General features: G+C 70.3%; 7 protein-coding genes and 2 pseudogenes. 4 read left to right on the forward strand and 5 right to left on the reverse strand.

Annotation, left to right across the window (positions count from 1 at the left end; genetic code table 11):
* Both CCN56_RS32845 and rpmB read right to left on the reverse strand, forming a co-directional pair.
* Positions 1-160: pseudogene (locus CCN56_RS32845) on the reverse strand (30S ribosomal protein S14); the annotation flags it as partial.
* Positions 160-396: a 50S ribosomal protein L28 gene (gene rpmB / locus CCN56_RS32850; RefSeq protein ID WP_086831514.1), complete on the reverse strand. Its 237-nt coding sequence runs from the start codon at positions 394-396 to the stop codon at positions 160-162. The pseudogene CCN56_RS32845 and the gene rpmB, both read right to left, overlap by 1 nt.
* A 70-nt stretch (positions 397-466) precedes the next feature.
* On the opposite strand from rpmB, the gene rpmG reads away from it, so the two are divergent.
* From rpmG to rpsR, 4 genes are read left to right on the forward strand one after another with little or no spacing between them, the layout of a single operon-like run.
* Positions 467-631, forward strand: a complete 165-nt coding sequence (rpmG, locus tag CCN56_RS32855; RefSeq protein ID WP_086831515.1) for a 50S ribosomal protein L33 — start codon at positions 467-469, stop codon at positions 629-631.
* Between the two features lie 26 nt (positions 632-657).
* Positions 658-912 (forward strand): type B 50S ribosomal protein L31, encoded by a 255-nt coding sequence (locus tag CCN56_RS32860; RefSeq protein ID WP_086831516.1) that lies wholly within the window; start codon positions 658-660, stop codon positions 910-912.
* A 17-nt stretch (positions 913-929) separates the two neighbouring features.
* A complete protein-coding gene (locus tag CCN56_RS32865; RefSeq protein ID WP_373412931.1) occupies positions 930-2,066 on the forward strand; it encodes a GTP-binding protein in 1,137 nt (378 codons plus the stop codon).
* Positions 2,067-2,096: 30 nt separating this feature from the next.
* Complete coding sequence (gene rpsR / locus CCN56_RS32870) at positions 2,097-2,333, forward strand: 30S ribosomal protein S18 (RefSeq protein ID WP_086831518.1); 237 nt, start codon at positions 2,097-2,099, stop codon at positions 2,331-2,333.
* A 542-nt stretch (positions 2,334-2,875) separates the two neighbouring features.
* Here rpsR and CCN56_RS32875 read toward each other — a convergent pair.
* From CCN56_RS32875 to CCN56_RS32885, 3 genes and pseudogenes are all read right to left on the reverse strand, one after another.
* A complete protein-coding gene (locus CCN56_RS32875; RefSeq protein WP_086831519.1) occupies positions 2,876-3,238 on the reverse strand; it encodes a DUF1304 domain-containing protein in 363 nt (120 codons plus the stop codon).
* Positions 3,239-3,499: 261 nt separating this feature from the next.
* The gene (locus CCN56_RS32880) at positions 3,500-4,972 is read right to left on the reverse strand and encodes a non-reducing end alpha-L-arabinofuranosidase family hydrolase (RefSeq protein ID WP_086831520.1); all 1,473 of its coding nucleotides are present in this window, start codon (positions 4,970-4,972) and stop codon (positions 3,500-3,502) included.
* Positions 4,972-5,335, reverse strand: a pseudogene (locus CCN56_RS32885) (cupin); the annotation flags it as partial. The pseudogene CCN56_RS32885 and the gene CCN56_RS32880, both read right to left, overlap by 1 nt.

Below are 5,335 nucleotides of genomic sequence, written 5' to 3' on the forward strand. Positions count from 1 at the left end.
CGCGCGGCTGCCGACGGAGTTCGGCGACAGCGGCGGAGCGGTCGGCCTCCGGGGAGGACGGGCGCCGGATGATCTCCTTCAGCTCGGCGCGCCGGGCCGCGTATCGCTCGACGGTCCGCTTGCGCTTCTCGTTCTGGGCGATCTTGCTCTTCTTCGCCATCAGACCTTCCCTCCTCGGGCCCGGATGCGAGCCACGGCCGCTTCGATGCCGATCGCGTCGACGGTCTTGATCGCCTTCGCGCTCAGCGTGAGGCGGACGTGCCGGCCTTCGCTCGGCAGCCAGTACCTCTTGCGCTGGATGTTCGGGTCGAAGCGGCGCGAGGTGCGCCGGTGCGAGTGGGAGATGTTGTTGCCGAATCCCGGCTTGGCGCCGGTCAGTTGGCAGTTGGCGGACAAAGGGGCCACCGGCCTCTCTCGGAACGCGGGTCCGTATCGAAAATGAAAACCGTTGCCATATAGTAGCGTCATGGCACGCAACGAAATCCGCCCGGTCATCAAGCTCCGCTCCACCGCGGGCACCGGCTACACCTACGTCACCCGCAAGAACCGCAGGAACGATCCCGACCGGCTCGTGATGCGCAAGTACGACCCGATCGCCCGACGCCACGTCGACTTCCGCGAAGAGCGCTGACCCTCCCCTCGACCAAGGACACCGCCGTGAAGCCAGGAATCCATCCGCCCTACGGCCCCGTCGTCTTCCGCGACAAGGCCGCCGACTACGCCTTCCTCACCTGCTCCACCCTCACCAGTGACAAGACCGTCGAGGGGGAGGACGGCAACAGCTACCCCGTCGTCGACGTCGAGATCTCCTCCGCGAGCCACCCCTTCTACACCGGCACCGCACGCGTTCTCGACACCGCCGGCCGCGTCGAACGCTTCGAACGCCGCTACGCCCGCTTCGAGGCCCCGTGATGCGGGACGACTTCACGATGCCGGTCGTGATCGTCGCCGGAATCCACAGCGATGCCCGCAAGGAGGTGGTGGAAGGGCTGCTGCAGACCGTTCCCGGCAGTGTCGCCCTGCACCACGACCTGGCCACCGCAGCCGAGGGCACCGTGGTCCGTCGCGTACGCGACGCCTCGGGCGAGCTCTCGTCCGGCCACGCCCCACTCGTCAACGACTGCGCCTGCTGCGCACTGCGCGAGGACCTGGTCCCGGAGCTGGAACGCCTCGCCGCGAGCCGTCTGACCCGTCTGGCCGTCGTCGAGCTGTGGGAGTCGGTCGAGCCGAAGGCGATGGCCGAGGTCATCGCCATGCACGGCGGTTCCGGCCTCGCCCTCACCAACGTCATCACCGCGGTGGATCCCGCACTGGTGCTCCCCTGCCTCGCCAATGGCGACGACCTTGCCGAGGCGGGGCTCGCAGCGGCCGCCACCGACCGGCGCACCGTCGGCGACACCTGGGCGAGACAGCTGGAGTACGCGCCGGTCCTCGCTCTCGTCGACAACGAACACGCCGACGAGGAGGACCACGCACTCCTGAACCAGCTCCACCCGACCGCCCATCGGACGCGCGCCGGATCCCAGGAGCTCGCCGGGCTGGCCTTCGCCGGCTTCGACGTGGAAGCGGCCGCGGCCGCCCAGCATCCTGCCTGCGCCCTGCTCCCCCAGGAGGCGGACGAAGCAGGCGTCACCACCCTCGTCTGGCACCGCCGCCGCCCCTTCCACCCGGAACGCCTCTACCGGGCGCTGGAAGACCTGTGCTGCGCCGCCGCCCGCAGCCGCGGCAGGTTCTGGCTCGCCGATCGCCCGGACACCCTGCTGGCCTGGGACGCCGCGGGTGGTGCCTTGTGCGTGGAGAGCGCCGGCCCCTGGTTGGCGTCCCTTCCGGATGCCGCCTGGGAGATGGAACCGCCCATGCGCCGGGCGGCAGCCTCACTCGACTGGCACCCCGAGCACGGCGACTGCTGCCAGCACCTCGTCTTCACCTCCCCCGGCCTCGACCGCGACGGCCTGGTGGCTCGGCTCGAGTCCTGCCTGCTGACCGACGCCGAATTCGCAGCCGGCCGCGAGGCGTGGAAGGACCTTCCGGCCGCATTCGACGGCCTCCTCGACCCCGTCTCCTGACCCCCGCCCCCACGAACGGACGAAAACGCCATGACACGCCGCCAGAACCCCCATAAGCCGCTGAAGTCCCGCCCCAATCCCCTCGACGCGGCAGGGATCACCTTCATCGACTACAAGGACACCGACCTGCTCCGAAAGTTCCTCTCCGACCGTGGCAAGATCCGCAGTCGGCGCGTCACCAGGGTGACGGCCCAACAGCAGCGAGAGCTCGCGGCGGCCATCAAGAACGCCCGCGAGATGGCACTCCTGCCGTACAGCAGCCGGTAGACGCAGAGGTCCGCGTCGGCGCCGCTCCCCCGAGCAGGCCGAGTGCGCCAGGTCCGCCGGGCCGTCCGGCCGTGTCGTTGCGCGCCGACGTGGTCGCGGGCCACTCCGCGCGGAATCGCGTAGCCGGCGGATTCGTCGGCCGGGTCGATGCCGACCAGTCGGTGGTCGGGCGGGTCGGTGAGCAGGAGGCGGCCGTAGTTCCGCGGAACGGCGGAGGTCAGCGGGAAGCCACGGGCGACCAGCTCCTTCACCGTCCGTTCCACCGCGTCGGGGTCGCCGGGCCCGGCGTCGGTGCCCCGGAGGGACGCTTCGGTCTCGCGGACGAGGTCGGCCATCGCCACCGGCCGGAGCGCCGGCTCCCGGCCTGTCCTTCCGCCCGAGCGCCGCCGGGCAGGCCGGCGTCTCCCTGTCCGCGCTGGAGGGGGGGGCGTCCGCGACACGCTGAGCCGTAGCACCGCGGTTCTCCTGGGCTCCCAGGACGGCGGCGGCCCGCAGGCGTGATCCTGCGGGCCTGCCCGGTCCGGCCGGTCGGCCGGCATCGCTCAGCGGGCGGCCAGCACCAGTGCCAGACCGATGAGCGCCGGAACGGTCTGCACGAAGAGGATCTTCCGGCTGGCCGTGGCGGCGCCGTACGCACCGGCCACCGCCACGCACACCAGGAAGAACACCTTCGCCTGGAAGCCCACCGGGTCGGACGCCACCACGCCCCACACCAGCCCGGCGGCGAGAAAGCCGTTGTACAGCCCTTGATTGGCCGCGAGCGCCTTCGTCTCGGCGGCGAACCCGGCGCTGGTCCCGAACGCGGCCCGGGCTCGCGGACCGGTCCACAGGAACATCTCCAGGACCAGGATGTACACGTGGAGAGCGGCGATGAGCAGCACCACGACGTTTGCGAAGATCGACATGGACGCCAGACTCCCACACGACACCCCGTACCAGACCGATCAGCCCTGCTGCGGTGGTCACGCCCCGACCGGCCCGGCCTGTCCGTAGGGCGGGCCGGGTGCTGATCGCCGGCGGCGGGGACGTCGTCGGCGTTCACCCGACCGCCGGCTGTGCCGCCGACCGCATCGCCGGCTGGTGAGCGGGACGGGGCCGTGGCGGGCCCGGTTGTCCGCCGAGCCCGCCCCGTCGGCCCCTCCCCGAGCCGGACCGGTGTCACATCGTCAGCGCTGCAGCGTCAGCAGACCCGGCCGGTAGGGCCACAGGCCGTAGTCGCCACCGGAGTTGGGATCGCGTCCCTGGTAGAGGAAGCGCAGGTTGCAGGGATCGACGGTGAAGGTCTGGTCGGCACCGGTGCGGATCAGTTCGCCGTGGCTGATGTCGTTGGTCCAGGTGGCGCCGCTGTTGGCCTTGCCGGCGAAGGGGTTGCTCTCGGTCGCGGCCTGGGGCGTCCAGGAACCGTTCAGGCTGGTGGCTGTGAACGAGCGGAAGTACCGCCCCTGAGCACCGTCCGCCTCGACGATCATGAGGTACTGGTTCTGGCCCTGGACCTTGTAGACCTGCGGCGCCTCGAACAGGTTCTTCACCGTGTCGCTCATGACCGTCGTGTACGACGAGCCGAAACTGCCCGGGAAGTTCCCGATCGGCATGCTGGCCCGGTAGATCTTGCCGTTGTCACCGGCGAAGAACAGGTACATGTTCGTCCCGTCGCCGATGAGCGTCTGGTCGATGGGGCCCGTTCCGGAGTCCGCGATGCTTCCGGAGAAGAGCTCCTGCTCCGCCGACCAGCCGTTCGGGTTGGTGGGGTCGGTCGACGTCCGGTAGGAGAAGGCGGTCCTGCCCCACTGGTAGGTGAGCACCCAGATGTTCTTCGGCGCGAAGTAGAAGAGCGTGGGCGCGACGGCGGAACTCGACATCGTGTTCTGGCCGGCCGAGGCCATCTCCGACCAGTCGGTGAACGGGGTGAAGTTCATCGACCCCCAGCCGGCTCCCGTTCCGGCGGCGCCGTGCGTCGTCGCGTAGACGAGCTGCTTGCCGTTGTAGGGGGCGACGGTGAAGTCCTTCAGCGAGGCCCATCCCGCCTTGGGCTGCGCCAGTGCGCCCGTCGACGACCAGCGGTACGTCGAGGGAAGGGCGCAGGTGCCGGGGGTGCCACCGGCGACCTTGACGAGCTGCCACTGCTGGTTGGCGCCGCCCCAGTCGTCGTACTGGACGACGTTCGCACCGTCGGCGGCGGAGGCGCCCTGCACTTCGAGGGCCTTGTTGCTGTGGCGGGCGATGAACCTCACGTAGCCGTCCGCGCTGTCGGCCATCCGCCACTGCTGGTTGGTGCCGTTCAGGTCGGTCCACTGGACGACCGGGGCGCCGTTGGCGGTGGAACTGTTCTGGACGTCCAGGACCTTGCCGGAGTGACGGGACTTGATGCGGTAGTAGCCGTCGCCGGAGGCGACGAACTGCCACTGCTGCTGGTTCTGGTCGTTCCTGGTCCACTGGGTGATGCGGGCGCCGTCACCCGTCGCCAGGTTGTAGACGTCCAGGGCCTTGCCGCTGTTGCGGTTGACCAGCACGTACCAGGCGTTGGTGTCGACGGTCGCCGCTGCGGCGGGCGGGGCGCTGAGGAGAGTGGCCCCGAGCAGCAATGAGGACAGGACCGCGAGGACGAGACTCAGAACCAGGGGTGGGCGGCGAAATCTCATCAGGAGAGCTCCTTCGGGGGACGGAGGTGAGGTGCCCCCGACGGACCGCTCGGCGGACGCGTCGGGGGGACGGGAACGGGATAGGGGTGGAGGAGGCCGCACATGCCGAAGACCGGGTCCTCCGGGCGCTCCAGTCGCGACACTTCTCCGTGGTCGAGGTGGGAGAGGTCCCCGCTCTTCAGCGCGTCCAGTTGGCAGCCGGTCGTGAGGGTCGCCGCCAGCGGGCCGTCACGCCAGCGGATCCACCAGGCGTCGAGCAGCTCGCTCTTCAGGCGGTGGGCCGCGATGTGGAACTCCCGCAGCCCGCCTTCGCGCAGGGCCAGGAAGCCCTCGAGTGCCAGGTCGCGGCGGCGGCGCGCCGCC

Origin of the sequence: Streptomyces sp. NRRL B-24572, from assembly GCF_002156145.1 — a bacterium.
Taxonomy (GTDB): Bacteria; Actinomycetota; Actinomycetes; order Streptomycetales; family Streptomycetaceae; genus Streptomyces; species Streptomyces vietnamensis.